The 2,934-nt window shown below is 72.7% G+C and carries 4 protein-coding genes; 2 read left to right on the top strand and 2 right to left on the bottom strand.

Features of this window, described 5'->3' with window-relative positions; translation table 11 throughout:
• Window positions 1-401: 401 nt before the first annotated feature.
• Window positions 402-770, top strand: a complete 369-nt coding sequence (locus H5J30_RS24885) for a hypothetical protein (RefSeq protein WP_181789595.1) — start codon at window positions 402-404, stop codon at window positions 768-770.
• Window positions 763-1,221 carry a hypothetical protein gene (locus H5J30_RS24880; protein ID WP_181789594.1) on the top strand — a complete coding sequence of 153 codons (459 nt, stop codon included), beginning with the start codon at window positions 763-765 and terminating at the stop codon, window positions 1,219-1,221. Before H5J30_RS24885 ends, H5J30_RS24880 begins: the two co-directional genes overlap by 8 nt.
• Here H5J30_RS24880 and H5J30_RS24875 read toward each other — a convergent pair.
• On the bottom strand, window positions 1,172-1,678 hold the full coding sequence (locus H5J30_RS24875; RefSeq protein WP_181789593.1) for a GNAT family N-acetyltransferase: 507 nt from the start codon (window positions 1,676-1,678) through the stop codon (window positions 1,172-1,174). The genes H5J30_RS24880 and H5J30_RS24875 overlap by 50 nt on opposite strands.
• 245 nt (window positions 1,679-1,923) lie before the next feature.
• Window positions 1,924-2,934 (bottom strand): glycerophosphodiester phosphodiesterase (locus H5J30_RS24870; RefSeq protein ID WP_181789592.1); only part of this gene is annotated, 1,011 nt, incomplete at its 5' end.

Raw genomic sequence — 2,934 nt, 5'->3', positions numbered from 1 at the left:
CACGGCGGCGGAGCGGCCCGCGGACTCGCTTCGGGGCGTGAGTCTCGTGGCGGGGGCCCTCAGGGGTGCATTCGACACATACAACGAGCACCGGGCGGCACGTTCATCGCCTCGGTCGCACAGGTGCGGCTGCTCGTCGTGGTCATGCGGGCCAGTAAAACAGATCGCCGGCGCGGGCCGGGATCGCTGTCCGCATTGCGGACAGCCCTGGACGGACGGCCGCGGACGCCCCCGTACACCGCTGTGACCTGCACGGTTACGCCGCCGGGCGAGGCGGCCGGCGTGGGGCCGCGGGGTGGGCGCTGTGGTCAACGCCACGGCCGGGGGCGGGTGGCCGGACGCGTACGGACCGTGCCGGGACCCGGATCGGGGGGTGCGGGGCGACGCAGTAAGGTCGAGTCATGTTCCTCCCCTTGACGATCGCGGTCGCGGTGGCCGCGCTCGCTCTCGCGGCCTGGTGCGGGTACGCCGCCGTCAAGGATCAGTCCACGAAGGACTGGCACTTCGCCGGTATGGCCGCGGTGACGCTCCTCGCGCTGGCCCAGGTGGTCGTCGGGCTGGTGCAGCTCGGCCGCGGCGAGGACCCGGACGAGGGCACGGCGGTGTTCGTCGCCTATCTGCTCGCCGCGGCGTTCGCGGTGCCCGCGACCGGTCTGCTCTCGCTCACGGAGCGCAGCCGCTGGGGTTCGGCGACGGTGGCCGCCGGGGGTTTCGTCCTGGCGGTGCTCCAGGTGCGGCTGCACGACATCTGGGCCGGCACCGGTGGCTGAGCGGACGGCGGCCGGGGAGCCGCGCGAGCGCGGGCAGGGCGGCCTGTCCAACGGGCCCGGCCGGCTGATCCTCGCGCTCTACGGCGTCTTCGCCGTCGGCGCCACGTCGCGGGCCGTCTACCAGCTCAGCACGCAGTTCGACGAGGCGCCGCTCGCGTACGTGCTGTCCGCGCTGGCCGCCGTCGTCTACGTCTTCATCACCGCCGCCCTCGCGCGCGGCGGTGAGACGGCGCGGCGGCTCGCACTGGTGTGCATCACCGCCGAGCTCGTCGGCGTACTGGCGATCGGCACGTGGACGGAGGTGCAGCCGTCCGAGTTCCCGGACCAGACCGTGTGGTCCGACTACGGCCGCGGCTACCTGTTCCTGCCGGTCATCCTGCCCGTCATCGGGCTGTGGTGGCTCAGGAGGCAGCCCGGGCGGGGGCGCCCTGCGGAGCCTTCTCCAAAGTGACCAGGCTCAGCCGCGCGCTGACCTTCTCCGTGCCCACCGGCTCGTAGCCCAGCCGCCGGTACAGCCGCAGGTTCGCCTCGCTGCGGTGCCCCGTGAAGAGCTGGAACCGCTCGACCGGGTCCCCGCCCTCGGCGAGCCGGATCTCCATGGCGAGCAGCAGCCGGGCGCCGAGGCCGTGGCCCTGCATCCGGGGGTGCACGATGAGCCGGCCGATGACGGCGGTGCCGTTCACCTCGACCGTGCCGCGGACGGCGCCGACGACCTCGTCGCCGAGGCGGGCGACGACGGCGGCACCGCGGTCGAACTCCGCGCGCATCTCGTCGAGGGTCTCGGTGAGCGGGGGTATGCGGTAGTCCCCGTACAGCGCGGCCTCGGCCTGGTAGCAGAGGTACTGGAGTTTCAGGACTTGCTCGGCGTCGTCGTTCGTCGCCGGCGTGATCGTCACACTCTTGCCCATGCCGCGCCCGCCTCCTCAATGCACCCAGTAGACAGACCGCAAGAACTTGCGGCCTACCGCGTGTTTCCCCGCACTTCACCCGGCGCAACCTCCGCCGTGTGCATTCTGCGCGGCGCGATCGCGCCATGGCTACGGACGGGGCCCGGGCATCCCTGTGATATTGCCAACTCACCCGAGATGTCCGGTACGTGAGAGCGGGCGCGGCCGGCGGGGGCCGCCGGTGACCGGCGGCGCCCGCCGGCGGGTCAGCCCCGTGCGAGGAAGTCGTCCCGGGCGAGCAGCCCGGTGTCGGGGTTGTCGGTGAAGATGCCGTCGATGCCCGTCTCGAAGTAGACCTGGAACGCGCCGAAGGCGTCGCCGTACTGCGCCGTGTCCGTGCCCGTGCGGAAGTCGAGGGGCAGGAAGCTGTTCTCGTTGCGCATCGTGTACGGGTGCAGCACCAGCCCGGCGTCGTGCGCGTCGCGGACGAGCGCCGTGGGCTCCAGCAGCCTGCCGGCGGAGTCCTTCGGGATGATCAGGTCGAGCGTCGGTCCCAGGCCCTTGGCGAAGCCCGCGATCCACGCCAGCCCCTCGGGCGTGACCAGGTCGGCGACGGTGCGCGGGTCGCCCGCCTCGACGAAGTCCCACGGCCGCGAGGACGCCCCGCCGAGCAGCACGACGCCCGGCGAGCGGACGAGCCCGGCGAGCCGCTCGACGCTGGTGGGCTCGAACGACTGCAGGAAGACCGGCGAGTTGCTCCTGTCCCGGCCGTAGCGGCGCAGCAGCCGCGCCAGCGGCTTCTCCAGCTCCAGGCCGATGGACCTGAAGTAGGTGGGGTGCTTCGTCTCCACGTGGAGCCACACCGGCCGGCCGGTGCCGCGCCGGTGCCGCTCCGCCCACTGGAGCACCTCTTCGAAGGTGGGCACCTCCCAGCGGCCGTCGTAGAGGGTGTTGCGCTGCCGTACGTCCGGGATGCGCTCCGTGGCGCGCAGCGTCTTCAGCTCGGCGAGGGTGAAGTCCTCGGTGAACCAGCCGGTGATCTCCGCGCCGTCGACCGTCTTGGCGGTCCTGCGGGCGGCGAACTCCGGGTGGTCCGCGACGTCGGTGGTGCCGCCGATCTCGTTCTCGTGGCGGCAGACGAGGTGGCCGTCCTTGGTCGGCACGAGGTCCTGCTCGATGACGTCGGCGCCCATGTCCAGCGCGAACTGGTACGCGCCGAGGGTGTGTTCCGGCCGGTAGCCGCTGGCCCCGCGGTGCGCGATCACCGCCGGGTTCGG

Origin of the sequence: Streptomyces phytophilus, from assembly GCF_013870535.1 — a bacterium.
Lineage (GTDB): Bacteria > Actinomycetota > Actinomycetes > Streptomycetales > Streptomycetaceae > Streptomyces > Streptomyces phytophilus.
Note: the sequence above shows the minus strand (reverse complement) of the source record. Positions and strands in the feature narration are given on the sequence as shown.